Origin of the sequence: Streptomyces poriticola, from assembly GCF_036689765.1 — a bacterium.
GTDB lineage: Bacteria > Actinomycetota > Actinomycetes > Streptomycetales > Streptomycetaceae > Streptomyces > Streptomyces poriticola.
Window position 1 is genome coordinate 1 of record NZ_JBAGKH010000040.1, and the last position, 17,249, is coordinate 17,249.

General features: G+C 73.2%; 13 protein-coding genes. 5 read left to right on the top strand and 8 right to left on the bottom strand.

Going from position 1 to position 17,249, the window contains the following annotated elements:
• Positions 1-9: 9 nt before the first annotated feature.
• The 7 genes from V5O46_RS29035 to V5O46_RS29065 form a co-directional block, all read right to left on the bottom strand.
• Complete coding sequence (locus tag V5O46_RS29035) at positions 10-1,161, bottom strand: DegT/DnrJ/EryC1/StrS family aminotransferase (RefSeq protein ID WP_332887696.1); 1,152 nt, start codon at positions 1,159-1,161, stop codon at positions 10-12.
• A gap of 230 nt (positions 1,162-1,391) precedes the next feature.
• Positions 1,392-3,320: a hypothetical protein gene (locus tag V5O46_RS29040; RefSeq protein ID WP_332887697.1), complete on the bottom strand. Its 1,929-nt coding sequence runs from the start codon at positions 3,318-3,320 to the stop codon at positions 1,392-1,394.
• A gap of 138 nt (positions 3,321-3,458) precedes the next feature.
• Entirely contained in the window at positions 3,459-4,079 is a 621-nt protein-coding gene (locus V5O46_RS29045; RefSeq protein WP_332887698.1) for a dTDP-4-dehydrorhamnose 3,5-epimerase family protein, read from the bottom strand.
• 52 nt (positions 4,080-4,131) lie between these two features.
• Positions 4,132-5,013, bottom strand: a complete 882-nt coding sequence (locus tag V5O46_RS29050; RefSeq protein WP_332887699.1) for an SCO6745 family protein — start codon at positions 5,011-5,013, stop codon at positions 4,132-4,134.
• A gap of 609 nt (positions 5,014-5,622) precedes the next feature.
• Complete coding sequence (locus tag V5O46_RS29055) at positions 5,623-6,171, bottom strand: TetR/AcrR family transcriptional regulator (protein WP_332887700.1); 549 nt, start codon at positions 6,169-6,171, stop codon at positions 5,623-5,625.
• A gap of 1,256 nt (positions 6,172-7,427) precedes the next feature.
• Positions 7,428-8,078 (bottom strand): ScbR family autoregulator-binding transcription factor, encoded by a 651-nt coding sequence (locus V5O46_RS29060; RefSeq protein ID WP_332887701.1) that lies wholly within the window; start codon positions 8,076-8,078, stop codon positions 7,428-7,430.
• 128 nt (positions 8,079-8,206) lie between these two features.
• Positions 8,207-8,998 (bottom strand): response regulator transcription factor, encoded by a 792-nt coding sequence (locus V5O46_RS29065; RefSeq protein ID WP_332887702.1) that lies wholly within the window; start codon positions 8,996-8,998, stop codon positions 8,207-8,209.
• 337 nt (positions 8,999-9,335) lie between these two features.
• Between V5O46_RS29065 and V5O46_RS29070 the strand changes: the two genes are divergently transcribed.
• The 3 genes from V5O46_RS29070 to V5O46_RS29080 all read left to right on the top strand — a co-directional run bounded on the left by V5O46_RS29070 (position 9,336) and on the right by V5O46_RS29080 (position 13,296).
• The gene (locus V5O46_RS29070) at positions 9,336-10,364 is read left to right on the top strand and encodes a ScbA/BarX family gamma-butyrolactone biosynthesis protein (protein ID WP_332887703.1); all 1,029 of its coding nucleotides are present in this window, start codon (positions 9,336-9,338) and stop codon (positions 10,362-10,364) included.
• A gap of 28 nt (positions 10,365-10,392) precedes the next feature.
• Positions 10,393-11,325 carry an NAD-dependent epimerase/dehydratase family protein gene (locus V5O46_RS29075; protein ID WP_332887704.1) on the top strand — a complete coding sequence of 311 codons (933 nt, stop codon included), beginning with the start codon at positions 10,393-10,395 and terminating at the stop codon, positions 11,323-11,325.
• Positions 11,326-11,526: 201 nt separating this feature from the next.
• Positions 11,527-13,296 (top strand): acetyl/propionyl/methylcrotonyl-CoA carboxylase subunit alpha, encoded by a 1,770-nt coding sequence (locus tag V5O46_RS29080; protein WP_332887705.1) that lies wholly within the window; start codon positions 11,527-11,529, stop codon positions 13,294-13,296.
• Between the two features lie 356 nt (positions 13,297-13,652).
• On the opposite strand, the gene V5O46_RS29085 is transcribed toward V5O46_RS29080, so the two are convergent.
• Positions 13,653-14,567, bottom strand: coding sequence for a hypothetical protein (locus V5O46_RS29085; RefSeq protein ID WP_332887706.1), 915 nt, complete (start codon positions 14,565-14,567; stop codon positions 13,653-13,655).
• A gap of 406 nt (positions 14,568-14,973) precedes the next feature.
• Between V5O46_RS29085 and V5O46_RS29090 the strand changes: the two genes are divergently transcribed.
• Positions 14,974-16,449 carry an FAD-dependent monooxygenase gene (locus V5O46_RS29090; RefSeq protein WP_332887707.1) on the top strand — a complete coding sequence of 492 codons (1,476 nt, stop codon included), beginning with the start codon at positions 14,974-14,976 and terminating at the stop codon, positions 16,447-16,449.
• Between the two features lie 120 nt (positions 16,450-16,569).
• On the top strand, positions 16,570-17,229 hold the full coding sequence (locus tag V5O46_RS29095; protein WP_332887708.1) for a TetR/AcrR family transcriptional regulator: 660 nt from the start codon (positions 16,570-16,572) through the stop codon (positions 17,227-17,229).
• The last annotated feature ends 20 nt before the right edge of the window (positions 17,230-17,249 follow it).

Consider the following 17,249-nt stretch of genomic DNA (forward strand, 5'->3'; position numbering starts at 1 on the left):
GGGGTGTGGTTAGTTGTGGGTGGGTGTGGTGTGGTGTTTGATGGATGTGTGTAGTGCGGTGGCTATGGTGTGGATGTCGTTGGTGTCGAGTCCGGGGTGTTGGGGGAGGAGCAGGGTGTTTTCGGAGGATTTTTCGGTGCCGGGGAGTTCGGGGTGTCCGGGGCCGTAGGCGGGTATTTTGTGCAGGGGTGGGTAGCGGAAGGTGGTGTAGATGCCTTCTTTGAGCAGGTCGGCGGCGACGTGGTCGCGGATGGTGGGGTCGAGTTGTATCCAGTAGAAGTAGTGTGAGGAGGTGTGGCCTTTGGGTGTTTGGGGTGGCAGGAGTACTCCGTGGGTGTCTGTGAGGAGTTGGTCGTAGAGTTCGCTGTTGGTGCGGCGGCGTGTGATCAGTTCGGGGAGCCGGGCCAGTTGGACGAGTCCGATGGCGGCTGTGAGGTCGTTGCCGACGATGCGGCGGCCGAAGTCTTTGACGTTCAGTTCCCACCAGCGGTGGGAGACCTTGGCGGCGGTGAAGCCGCTGGATTGCTCGAGGCCGTGGTAGGCGAGCCGTTTGGCCCGTAGGGCGAGTTCGGTGTCGCGGACGTACAGCATGCCGCCGTCGCCTGTGACCAGTACTTTCATTGCGTCGAAGCTCCACATGGCGACGTCGCCGAAGGTGCCGCAGGCGGTGCCGTCGACGGAGGAGGACACGGCGCAGGCCGCGTCCTCGATGAGCTGGATGCCGCGCTCGCGGCAGAGCTGGGCGATCGCGGCGATCTCCCCGGGGAGGCCTCCGTAGTGGAGGACCAGGACGGCCTTGGTGTCGGGGGTGAGGGCCTGTTCGATGTGCGCGGCGGTCGGGTTCATGGTCCGCTCGTCGACGTCGCAGAACACCGGCCGGGCGCCGGTCGAGGCGACGGCGTTGCCGGCTGCCACGAAGCTCGCGGAGGGCATGACGACGTCGTCGCCGGGGCCGAGGCCGAGCAGTTCGGCGGCGAGGAAGAGTCCGGAGGTGGCGGAGTTGATGAACAGCACGTGGCCGGGGTCGACGCCCAGGTGTGCGGCGAACTGTTCCTCGAAGGCCTTGGTGCGGGGGCCGTGCCCGAGCCAGTTGCTGGCGAACACCTCTGCGATGGCGTCGAGTTCGTCGGCGCCCAGTGTGGGCTGGAACACGTTGATCATGTGTGGTTCTCCTGTGGAGGCGCGGGCTCGTACGAGCGGGGCGGGCTGGTGGAGGGGTCGGGCGGGGGCGTGCGGGGGGTTGTGGAGGACTCCGGGGTCTGGCGTGGGGCGGGGGGTTTCTGGGGGGTGTGACTGCTGTGTGGTCGGCTTCGTCGGCGGTGTCCCTTGCGCTGCGGGCGTGCGGGGCGTGGGTGTCTGTGGTGGGGACGCGGTGAGGGGGGCCGTGGTCGTCAGGGTGGTCGCCGGGCGGGCCGGGGCTGTGGCGTGGAGGGTGTCCGGTGGGGGCCTGTCGGGCCGGGGTGGGCGGGCGGTCCTCTCACGTGGTCTGGCCGTGCCGTTCGGTCGCGGCCGGGGTGGCGCCGTGGGTGGCGGGGGCTGCGGTGTGGGGTGTCTGTGAGGGTGTCTTGTTCGCTGGTCTCCGTCTGGTGGGCGGTGCTCGGGACGCTGCCGGTCCGGGCCGGGGCCGGGGCGAGGGCGGGGCCGGTGGTGGTCTGCTGTTTGGCGGATGCCGCACCGGTCCGTTCCGGTGGGACGCTGCCGGTCGGGGCCGGGGCCGGGGCGAGGGCGGGGCCGGTGGTGGTCTGCTGTTTGGTGGATGCCGCACCGGTCTGTTCCGGTGGTGCGGAGCGTGCCGGGATGTCGGTGCTCGGCGCTCCGGCCGGGGCCGGGCCGGCGGTGAGGGCCGCCGTGGCCGGTGCGGGTGTGCCGGTGCCGGTGCTGCTGTCCGGCCGGGTGGGCAGCGGGAGTTGGGCGGTGGCGGGCGGGCCGGCGCAGAGGGTGACGGCGGGGTGCACCACGTGCGCCGGAGCGGTGCGCGGTGTCACCGTGGTCGTGCCGGTGTCCGTTGTCGGTATCGTCCGCAGCCGCGCCGTGAGCGGTGGGAGCCCGGTGGTGAGCTGGTGGTGCCGGGCGGCCGGCGGATGGGCGTCTGCCGGCATGGGTGTGCCGGGCGTGGTCGCGGGCGGCGCCGTGGTGAGCGCGCGGTTCCTGGACTGCTTCGGGGCGGGGAAGGGGTCGTTGGGGGCGTGCTGTCTGCGGACGTGCACGGTGCCCGGGAGCAGAGCGGGTGCCGTGGACCTGGGTGGCAGCGGGCCGGGCCCCCCGGTGGCGGTGGTCTTCGCGCCGTGCACCGTGCTCGGCACCGTGGGCGGCCAGGGCGGGGGGCTGGGCAGGTCGGGTCTTTCGGTGTTCTCGTTGCGGTACTCGGGCAGCACCTGCGGGCCGATCACCGGCGGCGGTGCCGTCACGGGCACGGCGGGCAGGGGGACCGGGCCCCGGCGGAGGGCGCCGAGCCGGGCGCCGCCGGCCGGCGGGCCCGCCGGGGCGCCGGCCGTGGAGCTGGTCATCCGCACGCTGACGGCGGCGGGCCGTTCCCCGGTGTCGCCGAACTCTCCGGCGTCGCCGAACTGTCCGGTGTCGGGGAGCTCTCTGGTGTCGGGGAGCTCTCTGGTGTCGCCGAGCTGTCCGGTGTCGGGGAGCTCTCTGGTGTCGCCGAGCTGTCTGGTGTCGGGGAGCTCTCTGGTGTCGCCGAGCTGTCTGGTGTCGGGGAGCTCTCTGGTGTCGTCGAGCTGTCTGGTGTCGGGGGACTCTCTGGTGTCGCCGAGCTGTCCGGTGTCGCCGAACTCTGCGGTGTCGCCGAGCTGTCCGGTGTCGCCGAACTGTCCGGTGTCGGGGGACTCTGCGGTGTCGGGGAGCTGTCCGGTGTCGGGGGACTCTGCGGTGTCGTCGAGCTCTCTGGTGTCGTCGAGTTCTGCGGTGTCGTCGAGCATGGTGCGGATCGGTGGCAGTGTGGGCGGCGTCGGTGTCGAGGCGGTGGTGCCGGGCGGGCGGCGGGTGACGGTGGGCATGGTCGCGCTGGTGGGCAGGGACGCGGGTGCCGGCGCGGTGGTGAGGGCGGCCGTGCCGGTCGGCGGCAGTCTGCGGCGGCCGGTGCGGTCCTCGGGGGTTCGCGTGCGGATGGGGAGTTTGGGCGGTGTGAACCCGTGGGTGCCGGTGGTCGGCGGCGGGTGTGCGGTGCTGGGCTTCCGGCCGGTGCTGATCGGGGGGGCGGCGGGATGCGGCGCGGTGAGGTCCGTGGGCAGCGGCACGGTGGGTGGTGCGGGAGTGGTGAGGCCGGTCCACTCGCGCCGCCCGGCGCGTGGCGGGGCGGTTGTGCTCATGGGGCGTCCTTCGCGTTCATGGGGCGTCCTTTCGGGCCGGCGCGGTGCGGCGCCGCGTCCGGTGTCCGCCGTGGTTCGACGGCTCAACCCTCATGGAGGGCGGGGGGCGGGCTCAATGGCTCCGGCTACAGGGCTTGGTCAGGTTGTGTCAGAGGTCCGGGGGCGGCGGGGGACGTGACCGGTACGCGGCGGTTCCTGCCACGGGGTGAGCAGGCCGGCCCGCAGTGCCTCGGCGGCGGTCTGCGCGGAGGCGTCCTTGTCGGACATCAGGGGCGGCTGCGTGAAGCCCCAGGGCAGGCCGAGTTCGGCGTCGAGCGGGTTGATGTCCACCTGGGTGCCGGGCACGTGCGCGGTGGAGAGCACGTAGCAGATGCAGGCGTCGTCGGTGAGGGTGAGGAAGCCGTGCCCGACCCCTTCGGGCACGAACACCGACACACCGTCCTCGGCGTCCAGGACATGGCTCACGTGCCTGCCGTACGCGGGGGAGCCGATCCGCAGATCGACCAGGATGTCCCGCAGGACCCCCCGCACACTCGTGACGATCTTCGCCTGGCCCGGGGGGCTGGTCACGCTGTGGATGCCGCGCAGGGTGTTGCGCCGGGAGACGGAGTAGTTGATCTGCTGGGGGGTGAAGGCGCGGCCGAGTTCTGCCGTCAGCGCCTCGACGCGCAGCCCCTCGTAGAAGGAGCCGCGTGCGTCGCGGATGTGATGGGGCGTCATACGGAATGCCCCGGGTATGTCCAGCTCGGTTATCTGCACGTCGGCTCCGGGGGTCGTCGTCTGCTGCGGTCTCTGGGGGTGCCCGGGCGTCTCAGTCGCCGGCCGTTGCCAGGAACAGGGCGGCGAGGCCGTCGGGGAACAGCCCCGACGTGCCGATGGAACGGACCAGGCCGGCGGTCAGCGCGGTGAGTTCGGCGACACCGTCCGCGCCGAGGTGTTCGTAGGGGGCCCGGTCCCGCTGGTCCGTGTCCTCCTCGAGGGCGAGGCGCATGCGTCGTCCTCTCTCGGTGAGGGCGCCGTCGGCCGTCATCAGACCGCGCCGGCGCAGCCGGTCCTCGGCGGCCGCGCCGTCCTCGGCGGTCCAGCCGCGTTTGGCCATCTCGGCCTCGCGCGGCATGCCGTCGTCGCCGGCGCTGTGCGAGATCAGTGCCTCCAGGCCGTCCAGGCGGGCGGCGCTGAGCGCGGCGACATGGCTGTCCCCGCGGTGCTCGCGCAGCAGGGTGGCGGCGTGCCACAGCGTCAGGTGCGGTTGTGGCGGTACGGGGTGGTCGGCGTGTGCCGCGTAGAGCGGGCGCCCGGAACGCTCGCCCGCCCCGGCCGCGCCCAGGGCCAGCGCGGCGGCCTCCTTCAGCCGCAGGGAGCCGACGGCCTCCTCGCCCAGCAGGCGCCGCAGGGTGCTGTCGGCGGCCTCCAGCCGCGCGGCCCGTGCCTCCTCGGGGGAGAGGCGCTCCCATACCGCGGGGAGGTGCCGGGCGATCGTTTCGTGCCGGAAGCTGTAGAAGGTGGCGGTGACCACCCCCGGGCCGACCGGACCGAGGGCCGCGGCGCGGCCGGCCAGGTAGCGCCCGATGGGGTCGTCGACGCCCCGGCGGGACAGCTTCTCGTCGAAGTCGGGGCTGAAGTAGACCACGCAGTGCAGGATGTTCAGCAGGTTCTGGCAGTGCCGGAGATCCTGCCCGGCAAGGTGGGACATGTTCGAGGACTCCGTTTCCGCGCGGTCGCTTCGGTCGTGGCGGGCCCGCCGGGGGGCCGGCGACCGCCGGAGCCGGGACGGCTCGGGGCGCGGGCAGGGCCGTGCGCCGGCACGATCGCTGCGCCGGGGCCAGGACGTCGGGCGCTGGGCAACACCCTCGTCAACCCCTGTGGCGTGAGGCAACGGAGTTGACGAGGAGTTGACGGCCGTGTCCGGCAGTTGACGCACGCCGTGCGTACGGGCAGGGGCCCCGCCCGAGGCGCAGGGGGCGGCCCGCGCCGGGCGGATAGCGGTGTGCCGTTTTCCAGCAGGCCTTCCCCGGCGTGGTCCGAGGCAGACATCCCCCGGCGGAAGGAGACGCCCTGCGGTACGGCAACGGTGCCTGCCGTAGACCGCCGGCCGGTCCGGCCGCCGGCGGGGTCACGGGCGGGGACCCGGCCCGCAGCGGCTCCCCGGGGCGCCCCGGGGAGGGTCACGGGCACGGCCGGGGGTGATCGGGGCCGGCCCGGTGGTGACGCGCGGGGCGGTGGCGACAAGGAGGCGGCGGCGCGAAGGCCCGCGGCCGGATCGCACCGCTGTGCCCTGGCGGCCGGATCCGGTCCCGGGGGATCAGGCCTCCTCCAGCCGGCGGACCATGCCCCAGATCCGCCGGGCCGTCTCCGGATGCCACCAGTAGGCGTCGGTGTGGCCGAGTGACTCCAGCCCGGCGGTGACCACCACGGCGAGGTCCGCGGCCCGGCCGATGTCCTCGGCGTCCTCGGGCCCGTCCGCGACGATCCGCTCGCGCACCTTCGCCAGCGCCTCCTCGCGCAGCCGCGGCGGGTCGTTCGTCCCGTCGGCCCCGATCCGGACGCCCGCACGCACCAGGTGCTCGTGGAGCAGCGCCGCGCCCAGGGCGATGCTGAACTCCGCCGGGGCCTCGCAGGCCGGCTTCTTGAACGCCTCCTCGAACAGGTCGTCCACGCGCACGCGAGCCTGCGTGTACACCCCTGTCACCAACTCCGAGATGGAGCCGAAGTGGTGGTACAGCGCGCCTCTGCTCACTCCGGCCGCCCGGCAGATGTTCACGAGCCCGGCGTCGGCGAACCGGCCGTCGGCTATGAGCCCCGCCGCGGCGCTGATGAGTACTTGACGGGTGTGTCCGGGATGTTTCTCCATCGGGTTCCTACTCTTGTGTCCCGCTACAACCACGCACGGCTGCTGACCTGTTGAGATGGACAGGGGCAAGTGGGGGTACGGGGTGATGCCCACCCACGAAGCATACAACCTTGTCTGTTTTTCCTGGCAAGCCGTGGGCGGGGAATGGGCTTGATTCCCATCCTTCGCGGCAATCCTCCGTGGACCTCCGGGTGCTGCGGAATCTCCGGCGTTCGCAAGCCGACAAGTCGGTATGTTGAGGAAGGCGGCATCGGCGCCCCGGCGGTGTACGGCAGGTGTACCGGGCGGGCGGCGGGGCTGCTGCGGGACGGCGGTGGCCGAAAGGCCGCCGCCGCTGTGCGAGGGGCTGCGAGCGCTCGGCGGCCGTGCGTGCGGCAGGCCGGGCCGGCGTGCCGGGCGAGCGCTCGGCGGCAGCCTTCCGTCCGGCGGCGCGGGCGGGTGCGGGTACCGCTCCGGTCCTCCGGGGCCGTGGGGGCCGCGGCGGCCGTCACCGGTGGCGCAAGTCCGTGACGCGGGCGGCGGTGTCCGCCGGGTCGGGCGGTCCCGATGCGCCGCGGGGGGCCGGAGCCGGCCGTTGCGCAGAGCCCCGGCGGCTCTGGGCATCCGGGGCAGTCTCGGCCCGGAAGGTCCCTCTGGTCCCCGGAGCGTGCGGGCCTCGGCCCGGGTGCGGTCCCCCGCTTCCGTCTGCCGCTGGTGCGGCCCGGTTGCGCCGCCCCCGCCGCCCGCCCCCGCCGCCCGCCCGCGGCGGGGGTCCCGCGGTCGGCTCCGTGGGGCTTCGGCACCGGCTTGGGGTGTCCTGGTCTGCGGCCACGCGGGTGCCGGCGTCGCGGCAGGACAGGGCGGGATCTGCCGCCCCCGGCGAACAGCCCGGCGCCGGGGCTCGCAGCGGCCGAGCGTCCGTGGACCTCGGCCCGGACGGGTCGCAATCCCCCTTCTTCCCGCAGGGGGAGGATGCCGGACCGGGCCGGCCGGGCTCGGGGCGCGTGAGGCGGACCGGCGCAGGGGCCGGTGCGAGAAGACCTCGGCGGCGCCCGCCCGCTGGTGCTGCCTCGTGCGCTTCGGCAAGCCCGGCGTCGAGACCATGACCGCCGGGGCCGGGGCGGCACCCGGGTGCCGCCCCGGGAACGGCCGGCACCCCGGGAACGGCCGGGCCGCGAAGGCCGGAGGGGACCGGGCCGCCCGCGCCCGGGGCCGGGGGCCCGCTCCGTCGGCGTACCGGGCACGAGGCCCCCGGCCGGACCGGACCGGGCGGGGGCTCAGGACCGGGCGGACTCCCGGACCGCACCGGACAGTTCGGCCGGCGCCGGGTCCGCGGTGAGCCGCAGGCGGCCGATCATTCCGGGGTTGACGAGGCCCGGCAGCAGGAACCGCCACATCATGCCGACGCGCTCGGGCAGGTCCGCCCGGCCCGTCTGGACCTGCGACATCACCTGGATCCCGGTGAACGTTCCGGTGATCATGGCCGCGGCCTCGGCCAGGTCCAGGCCCGGCAGGAGCTCGCCCTGCTCCTGCGCCTGGCCCAGCAGCCTCTCCACGGCCGCGCTCGACTGCTGATAGGGCGTGAACGCATGGCGCCGGAAGGAGGTCTGCTCCACCGCCAGGCGCACGCAGGCGCGCAGCACCGGGTCGCGCTGGAGCCGGAAGGCGAAGTCGAAGGTGTGGTCGATGACGGCCTGGAGCTTCACCGCTTGCGCGGGCACGTCGACGGCCTCGCCGTGCACGGTGAGCAGGGCGACGGCGATGGCTTCCTTGGAAGGGAAGTGGTGGTAGAGGGCGCCGCGGGTCAGTCCCGAGCGTTCGAGGATCTCGGTGGTGCTCGCGGAGTCGTACCCGCGCTCGTCGAAGACCTCCGCGGCCGCCCTCAAGATCAGATTCCGGGACTTGATCCCGCGTTCCTGCAGTGCCATCTCTCGTCCCTGTGCTCGCTGGCAAACCGACTTGTCTGCATCATATGGCCGACCTCTTTCCTGCGGGACCGGCCGCGCCCGGAGCCGGGGCCGGGGGGCCGTGGAAGGGGCGGCCGGGCGGGGTGGGCTCAGGGGTGGCCGAGGCGGAAGCCGACGCCGCGGACCGTGATGATCCAGCTGCTGGAACCGAGCTTGCCGCGCAGGCTGCTGACGTGGGTGTCGATGGTACGCCCGCGCCGGGACCAGGTGTCGTCCCAGATCTGCGCCATCAGCTGACGGCGCGAGACGACGGCGCCGGGGCGCATGGCGAGCAGGTGCAGCAGGTCGAACTCCTTGCGGGTCAGATCCACCGCATCGCCGTCCAGGGTGACCTCGCGCGTGGCCGCGTCGATGTGCAGCGGTCCGTGCGAGATGGCTCGCGCCGTTTCGGCGCGGGGCCCCGAGCGGCGCATCACCGCTTCGATACGGGCCAGGAGTTCGCGGAAGCCGTACGGCTTGACCAGGTAGTCGTCCGAGCCGGCCTGGAGGCCGAGCACCCGGTCGAGCTCGTTGCCGCGCGCGGTGACGGCGATGACCGGGGTGTCGCTGACCGCCCGGATGCCGCGGCAGACCTCGAGGCCGTCCAGGTCGGGCAGATCGAGGTCGAGCAGGACCAGGTCGGCGTCGTGGTGGGCGTTCAGGGCCGCGCCGCCGGTGTCCACGTGCTCGGCGTGGTGGCCCTGCCGCAGCAGGCCCTGGACCAGCGCGTCGGCGGCGGTCGCCTCGTTCTCGACGACCAGGATGCGCAGGGTTCTGTGCTCGGCGCCGGACGCCGGGGGGAGCCGGGGTGCGGGCGGGACGGCACGCCGCGCCGGCGGGCTCGCGGTGCGGTGGCGTTTCGTGCGGTGAGGCCCGAGCTGATCGACGGCCTGCTGGTTCATGTGTTCTCTCCTGGGCGACAGGCATGGCTCGCGGACTGTCGGAGGGTGGATACGCTCCACGATACCAAACAGACTTGTCTGATTGTCAAGGGAAGGGCAGATCCTTCGCGGAGCTCTTGACGGAACGTCAAATGGGGCTTCCTCATTCCGTTTGCGGTGCGGAGAGAGGATGTGCCGGGAGGATGTGTGGCCACTCCCGGTAAATGGGCGGTCAAGTTTTACTTGATTTATCGGACAGACCTGTCTGTACTTACAGGGTCCGATCACCCGGCTCAGGGGGCGCCGCCGGTATCTGGGGTGCGCTCCCCTGCCCAGAAGCAGCTCAGGAGTGGCACGCATGCAGACGCAGACCCATGCCTTCGCGGTGCACGAGCCCCGGCGGAACGTCAGGACGCACCGGCCAGGCGCGATCGGAACCACCGTCGTCGGCCGGCCGGCGGCCACGGCGGGCCCCGTCCTGACCACCACCGTGCCCCGCGAGTTCGTGCACCGCGCGGCGGTCGCGGAGGTCCTGCTCACCGGCTGGGAGGCGGCGGGGGAGCAGCAGGAGGGGCCGGGCGACTCCTTCGTGGTCCGGGCGCAGTGGCCGCGCGGACACTCCCTCTTCGCCCAGTCGGGCGGCTACCAGGACCCGATGCTCCTGGTCGAGTCGGTCCGCCAGGTCGGATCCCTGCTGGCGCACGCCGAGTTCGCGGTGCCCTTCGGCCACCAGTTCATGATGCGGGACATCGCGGTCACCACGACCCCTGATCTGCTCCGCGCCACCCCGGAGCCGACCGAGCTCGAACTGCACACGCAGTGCCGTGAGGTGGTCCGCCGGGGCACGAGGCTCTCCGGCATGCGCTACGACGTGACCGCGATGCTCGGCGGGAAGCCCCTGGCCACCGCGTCGGCGTCCTTCACCTGCATCAACCCGGACGTCTACCGCAGACTGCGCAAGGACCAGCCCACCGGCACCACCCGGGCCGCCGCAGCACCGGTCGACCCGGCGACGGTCGGGCGGCTCAGCGCCGAGAACGTGGTGCTCACCGAGGAGTCGGACACGGCCGACGGCCGCCGCTCCTGGGACGTGCGCATCGACAGCTCGCACCCGATCTTCTTCGACCACCCCGTCGACCACATACCCGGCATGGTGCTCCTGGAGGCCGCCAGGCAGGCCGCGTACGCCGCCACCGGCCGGCCCGACCGGCTCGTCACCGGCGTCGGCGGTACCTTCACGCGCTACGCCGAACTCGACGCGCCGTGCCGGATCGAGGTGGCCCCGGGCGAGTGCGCCGCCGGCGAGATGCCGGTGCGGGTGACCGGGACGCAGGACGGCAGGGCCGTCTTCGCCGCCGTCGTCACCCTGAGCACGCCGGCCCGTTGACCATGCCCGCAGAGCTGAGAGGTGTCCGGTGCTGACCGTGATGATCGCCGGCGCGGCCGGGTTCGCAGGCCGTCATGCCGCCGCCGAAGCCGCCCGGCAGGGCGTGGCCCTGGCCCTGATGTCGCACCGCCGCACGCCCGGCCGGCCGGGCCCGGGCCCGGTGCGGTTCGTCCGGGCCGACCTCGCGGACCCGGACTCGCTGCGCGGCGTGTGCGAGGGCGTGGACGTACTGCTGCACTGCGCCTCCCGGATCGGAGGGACGCTTGAGGACAACCACAGCGTCAACGCCCGCGGGACCGCCGCGCTCGTCGCCGAGGCGCAGCGCGCCCAGGTCTCCCGCCTCGTGTACCTCAGCACCGCCTCCGTGTACGGCCGCGGCACCTTCCGCAGCGCGCTCCCCGGGGAACTCGAGCGCAGGCCCCTGTCGCCGACGTCACGGACGCGGGCGCTGGCCGAGGACGTCGTACTGGCCGCCGGCGGCATCGTGCTGCGCCCGTATCTCGTGTACGGCCGCGGCGACGACTGGGTCGTTCCCGGGCTCACCCGCCTGCTGCGGGCCCGGCCCGGCGGGACGTCGCGCTGGGACGCCAGGCTCTCCGTCATCTCCGTGGCCGAACTGGCCGCGCTTGTGGTGGGAGCCGGCCTCGCCCCGCGCGAGCGCCTGTCGGCGTCCGTCTATCACGCGGCACTGCCCGAGCCGGTCCCGGCGTCGCAGCTGCTGCGCGCCGTGGCCGACTGCGCGGGACTCCCCCCGGCGCTGCCCGAGGTCACCCCCGAGCAGGCCCGCGCCCGTCTGCGTGCGGACCGGGAGTCCTCGTACGCCCTGGACATGGTGACCACCGACCACTGGTTCGACAGCCGACCGGTCTGGACCGATCTGGGACGCGCGGTGCCGGGTACGGCGGCGGACGTGGACTTTCCGAGACTGCGCGAGTGGTACGCGGAGCGGATGGCCGCCTGAGGCGCACCACGAGGTACGTCCCGTCGGCCGCGGCGGGACCGCCGCGCCCCGGTGCGGCCCTCACGCCCGCACGCGTGACGGTTGACTCCCGCTTCTGGTCCGGGAGCCGGCCGGAACCTGCACCCGCACGCCTGGACCTCCCAGGCCGGTCGCGGCGCGGCCGAATCGAAGTATCTGGACCCTCAGGAGAGTTGGTACATCGTGCGCAAGGTGCTCATCGCCAACCGTGGCGAGATCGCTGTCCGCGTGGCCCGGGCATGCCGGGACGCCGGGATCGCGAGTGTGGCCGTCTATGCCGAGCCGGACCGGGACGCTCTGCATGTCCGTGCGGCGGACGAGGCGTTCGCCCTGGGCGGTGACACCCCGGCCACCAGCTATCTGGACATGGGCAAGGTACTGGCCGCGGCGAAGGAAGCGGGGGCGGACGCGGTTCATCCCGGATACGGCTTCCTCTCGGAGAACGCGGACTTCGCGCAGGCGGTCCTGGACGCGGGCCTGACGTGGATCGGCCCGCCGCCGCAGGCGATCCGGGACCTGGGCGACAAGGTCGCCGCCCGGCACATCGCCCAGCGCGCCGGTGCCCCGCTGGTGGCCGGCACGCCGGACCCGGTGTCCGGGGCGGACGAAGTGGTGGCGTTCGCCGAGGAGCACGGCCTGCCGATCGCGATCAAGGCGGCGTTCGGCGGTGGCGGCCGTGGCCTGAAGGTGGCCCGCACCCTGGAGGAGGTGCCCGAGCTGTACGACTCGGCGGTTCGTGAGGCCGTGGCGGCGTTCGGGCGCGGGGAGTGCTTCGTGGAGCGGTACCTGGACAAGCCGCGGCACGTGGAGACGCAGTGCCTGGCCGACACCCACGGCAATGCGGTGGTGGTCTCCACGCGTGACTGCTCGCTGCAGCGCCGGCACCAGAAGCTGGTGGAGGAGGCCCCGGCGCCGTTCCTGTCCGAGGCGCAGAACGCCGAGCTGTACCGGGCGTCGAAGGCCATCCTGAAGGAGGCCGGCTACGTCGGTGCGGGCACGGTGGAGTTCCTGGTCGGGGCGGACGGCACGATTTCCTTCCTGGAGGTCAACACCCGTCTCCAGGTGGAGCACCCGGTCACCGAGGAGGTCACCGGCCTGGACCTGGTGCGGGAGATGTTCCGCATCGCCGACGGCGAGGAGCTCGGCTACGACGACCCGCCCCTGCGCGGCCACTCCTTCGAGTTCCGCATCAACGGCGAGGACCCGGGCCGGGGCTTCCTGCCCGCGCCCGGCACCGTCACCGCCTTCGCCCCGCCCTCCGGGCCCGGGGTGCGGCTGGAGGCGGGCGTGGAGTCCGGCAGCGTGATCGGCCCGGCCTGGGACTCACTGCTGGCCAAGCTGGTCGTCACCGGCGCCGGCCGCGAGCAGGCCCTGCGGCGCGCGGCCCGGGCGCTGGCCGAGTTCCGGGTGGAGGGCATGGCCACCGCCATCCCGTTCCACCGGGCCGTCGTCACCGATCCCGCGTTCGCGCCCGAACTGGCCGGGTCCGCCGAGCCGTTCACGGTCCACACCCGCTGGATCGAGACCGAGTTCGTCAACACCATCAAGCCCTTCGCCGCCGCCCCGGCGGACGCGGAGGAGGAGACGGGGCGGCAGACCGTCGTCGTCGAGGTCGGCGGCAGGCGCCTGGAGGTCTCGCTGCCGTCGTCGCTGGGCACGCCGCCGGCCCGTACCGGGCCGGCGGCGGGCGCCAGGCCCAAGCGCCGCGCGGCGAAGAAGTCCGGCCCGGCCGCCTCCGGCGACACCCTCGCCTCCCCGATGCAGGGCACCATCGTCAAGGTCGCCGTCCAGGACGGCCAGGAGGTCCAGGAGGGCGACCTCGTCGTGGTCCTGGAGGCCATGAAGATGGAACAGCCCCTCAACGCCCACAAGGCCGGCACCGTCAAGGGCCTCACCGCCGAGGCCGGCGCCTCCCTCACCTCCGGCGCCGCCGTCTGCGAAATCAAGGACTGACATCCACGACAAGGACCGACGTCCAGCGGCACATACACGCGAAAAAGTCCTCCGGAAACACCGAACGGGCCCGCGCCGGCACGGTGGACGACCCTGCCGCCACCGTGCCGGCGCGGGCCCGCAGCCGAATTCGTCGACGTACCCGTCGCGGCCGCCCCCGGAAAGACGGAAAACACCGGATCCGACTGCTTGCGGAAAACGTGGCGAAACCCCGGGAGAGCCCGAGGGGGACAGCACCCGGGCGATCCGTGCACCGGAGAACGTCCGGTGCGCGCAGTGCCCGTACCCGCCAACGGCCCGGACCGCCCCGGTGACTTCACCCGGGACGGCCCCGGCCGGGTGCCGCGCAGGGGATCTCAGGCGGTGCGGCGCAGGGCGCTGAGCGTCTTGTGGACGTCGGCGTCGTGGTAGTACGTACGGCCCTGCTTGGTGCGGCGGCGCCACTGCTGCTGGCTCGCGTGGCGGTAGACCGTACCCGGCGGAACGTTCCACAGGCGGGCGACGTCGGCCGCGCTGAACCAGCGGGTCCGCGGCACCCCCACCGGTGCCGGGAGCCCGCCGCCGGCCGCGTCGGCCGAAGCGGCCGGCACCCCGGACGGACCCCTGCGCGCACCCAGCAGACGGCTCAGCTGCAGCCACTGGTGGCCGAACCAGCGGTGCTCGGGCGAGACGTCGCAGGCGATCTCGGCCGGGACGTTGGGCCGGTCCGGGCCAACCGACGCCGTCAGCCGGCCGCGGCAGCCCTCCTCCACACAGGCACCGATGTCCATCCGGCGGCGCGTCCCCGGATCGATCACCCGCCGGGCACCCCGCACCAGCTGGGCCGTCTCCTGGGAGAGATCGCCCACGGCCTCGTGCGCGGCCAGCCAGCCGGCGTGCCGCAGCAGGAAGCCGGCGAGCTGCCCGACCGCGCGCCGGGGAGCGGTGACGCCACGCCCCTCGGCGACCACGGTGGCCCAGGAGGCGAGTACGGAGAGCGTCGCGGAACGCGCCTCCACGGCGGCGGTGTTGAGCGGCAGCCCGGGCAGCGGCCCCCCGGACGTCCGCTCCCGCTCACGGGCCACGCTGATGTCGAGCCGCTTGCCGCACTCCTCGTACAGCGCGGGCAGCTGCCTCAGCTCCGCGAACAGCCGCTCCCGGCACGCCGGGCACAGCCGCAGCCCGTCGACGACGAGACGCCTCGCCCGCCCGGCGGACTCCCGCCGCACACAGCCGGCCCCCGCGCACGCCGCCGTCAGCACGGCGTTGCTGCTGGTTGTTCCGTACGACACCGTTACCCCCCACTCTCGGAATTCTGCAGGAACGGCAAAGCTAATGACGAGAGTTCGGGACAGGCAACCGGACAAGCGCGTTGTTGGGAATCCCTGACATGTATTTCACGGTTCCCCGGCGGGAAGAACCCGGGACGGGAGCCGCCCGGTGCGGCCGTGCCCGGTACGGAATTTTGCGTTCCTCTGACGCTCCGCTCACCGGCACTTATCGCTCGTGTAGCTGACTGCCGGAACATTGCGTAAACCTGAACAGCAGAGCCTTGAAGTCCCGCTCCCCGGCGAAGAAGCTCATAACTACCTTCCGCTGCTCTGTCTTGAGCCGCACCCGATTCGAACTCCGCGTACCACCGGTACGCCGATACCCCAACCCTTTGACGGATCCCCTGAGTTGGCCGAGGAGAGGTTCATGGACGCCGCAGTGATCGTCGTGGGCGCAGGTCCCGCCGGAATGACGCTGGCAGGTGAACTGCGGCTCGCGGGAGTCGACGTCATCGTCCTGGAGCGCCTGGAGCAGCGCACCGGGGAATCCCGCGGTCTGGGCTTCACCGCACGGACCATGGAGGTCTTCGACCAGCGGGGCATCCTGCCCCGGTTCGGTGAGGTCGAGACCAGCAATCAGGGGCACTTCGGCGGGCTGCCGATCGACTTCGGTGTCCTGGAAGGCGCCTGGCAGGCGGCCAAGACCGTCCCGCAGTCCGTCACCGAGACGCACCTGGAGGAGTGGGCCACCAGCCTGGGCGCCGACATCCGCCGCGGCCACGAGGTCCTCTCGCTGACCGACGACGGCACCGGCGTCACCGTCGAGGTGCGCGGCCCGGAGGGCGAGCAGAGCTTGCGCGCCGACTACCTGGTGGGCTGCGACGGCGGCCGCAGCACGGTGCGCAAGGCCGCCGGCTTCGACTTCCCCGGCACCGCCGCGACGATGGAGATGTTCCTCGCCGACATCAAGGGCATCGAACTCCAGCCCCGCATGATCGGCGAGACGCTGCCCGGCGGCATGGTCATGGTCGGCCCGCTGCCCGGCGGCATCACCCGCATCATCGTCTGCGAGCGCGGCACCCCGCCGCAGCGCCGCGAGACCCCCCCGACCTGGCACGAGGTCGCCGACGCCTGGAAGCGGCTCACCGGCGACGACATAGCGCACGCCGAGCCGGTCTGGGTCAGCGCCTTCGGCGACGCCACCCGCCAGGTCACCGAGTACCAGCGCGGCCGCGTCCTCCTGGCCGGCGACTCGGCGCACATCCACCTGCCCGCCGGCGGCCAGGGCATGAACACCAGCATCCAGGACGCCGTGAACCTCGGCTGGAAGCTCGCCGCCGTCGTCAACGGCACGGCCACGCAGGAACTGCTCGACACCTACCACAGCGAGCGGCACGCGGTCGGCAAGCGGCTCCTGATGAACACCCAGGCCCAGGGCCTGCTGTTCCTCAGCGGCCCCGAGGTGCAGCCGCTGCGGGAGGTACTGACCGAACTCATCCGGTACGAAGAGGTCGCCCAGCACCTCGCCGCCATGGTCAGCGGCCTGGAGATCAGCTACGACGTCGGCTCCGGCGAGCACCCGCTGCTCGGCAGGCGCATGCCGCACCTGGAACTGACCACCGCCAGGCGCACCACGTCCAGCACCGAGCTGCTGCACTCCGCCCGCGGCGTGCTGCTCGACCTCACCGACAACGCGCGGCTGCGGGCCCGCGCCGCCGGCTGGTCCGACCGCGTGGACATCGTCACCGCCGAGCCGGGCGCCGTCTCGGCGGCCGGCGGCCTCGACGGCACCACGGCCGTCCTGATCCGCCCCGACGGCTACGTCGCCTGGGCCGCACCCGGCTCCCACCACGACCTGCCGATGGCGCTGGAGCGCTGGTTCGGCAAGCCCCTGGCCGGCTGAACGCCGCACCCCACCGGCACCCCCCCCAGGCCCCGCCCGATCCGAAGGAGACGACCCGGGCCCGCACCGCGCGCCGCGGGCCCGGCTATCGGACCCGCACACCCATTGGAGGAGAACCGAATGGCTACGCCGCAGGCAACCGTCGAGCGGGTCAAGGCCGGTCCGGCGGAGCAGCGCCGGGACGTCGTGCGAGCGGCCCGCGCCGTCTTCGCCCGCGAGGGCTGGGCACACACCACCCTCGAGGCCGTCGCCGCCGAGGCCGGTCTCGAACACGCCGTCGTCGAGCACTACTTCAAGGACAAGGAGCAGATGCTGCTCTCCGTCCTGCTCGACAGCTCCGCCTCCGTCGCCGCCGCACTCACCGTCGTCGCCGAGAGCCACCTCGTCGGCGTCACCGACCTGGAACAGCAGCTCACCGCGCTGGGACGGGCCTGGCTGACGCCCCTGGCCGACTTCCCCGAGCACTTCGCCATCGTCCGGCACGTCAGCGCCGAGGTGACCCGGCTGCCCACCGGGTTCCTGGAGATGTGGCAGACCGCCGGACCCCGGCAGGCCCAGCGCGAACTGGCCCGCAGGCTGGCGCGCCTCGCCGACGAGGGCCTGCTCGACATCGTCGACGCCGACCACGCGGCCGGCCGCTTCATCCAGCTGGTCGCAGGCAGCGTCGTGCAGCGCTCGTTCCACGGCGCCCTGCCGCTCGCGGACTTCGAGACCGAGGCGCTGATCGCCGCCGGGGTGACGGACTTCATCCGCCTGTTCAGCCCCGGGCCCGTCCGCTGACCCACCAAGCGTCACCCAAC

Bases quoted from the DNA above. Each gene is read 5' to 3' on its own strand.
- V5O46_RS29035 (WP_332887696.1), bottom strand. From the start codon at position 1,161: ATGATCAACGTGTTCCAGCCCACACTGGGCGCCGACGAACTCGACGCC.
- V5O46_RS29040 (WP_332887697.1), bottom strand. From the start codon at position 3,320: ATGAGCACAACCGCCCCGCCACGCGCCGGGCGGCGCGAGTGGACCGGC.
- V5O46_RS29050 (WP_332887699.1), bottom strand. From the start codon at position 5,013: ATGTCCCACCTTGCCGGGCAGGATCTCCGGCACTGCCAGAACCTGCTG.
- V5O46_RS29055 (WP_332887700.1), bottom strand. From the start codon at position 6,171: ATGGAGAAACATCCCGGACACACCCGTCAAGTACTCATCAGCGCCGCG.
- V5O46_RS29060 (WP_332887701.1), bottom strand. From the start codon at position 8,078: ATGGCACTGCAGGAACGCGGGATCAAGTCCCGGAATCTGATCTTGAGG.
- V5O46_RS29065 (WP_332887702.1), bottom strand. From the start codon at position 8,998: ATGAACCAGCAGGCCGTCGATCAGCTCGGGCCTCACCGCACGAAACGC.
- V5O46_RS29070 (WP_332887703.1), top strand. From the start codon at position 9,336: ATGCAGACGCAGACCCATGCCTTCGCGGTGCACGAGCCCCGGCGGAAC.
- V5O46_RS29090 (WP_332887707.1), top strand. From the start codon at position 14,974: ATGGACGCCGCAGTGATCGTCGTGGGCGCAGGTCCCGCCGGAATGACG.
- V5O46_RS29095 (WP_332887708.1), top strand. From the start codon at position 16,570: ATGGCTACGCCGCAGGCAACCGTCGAGCGGGTCAAGGCCGGTCCGGCG.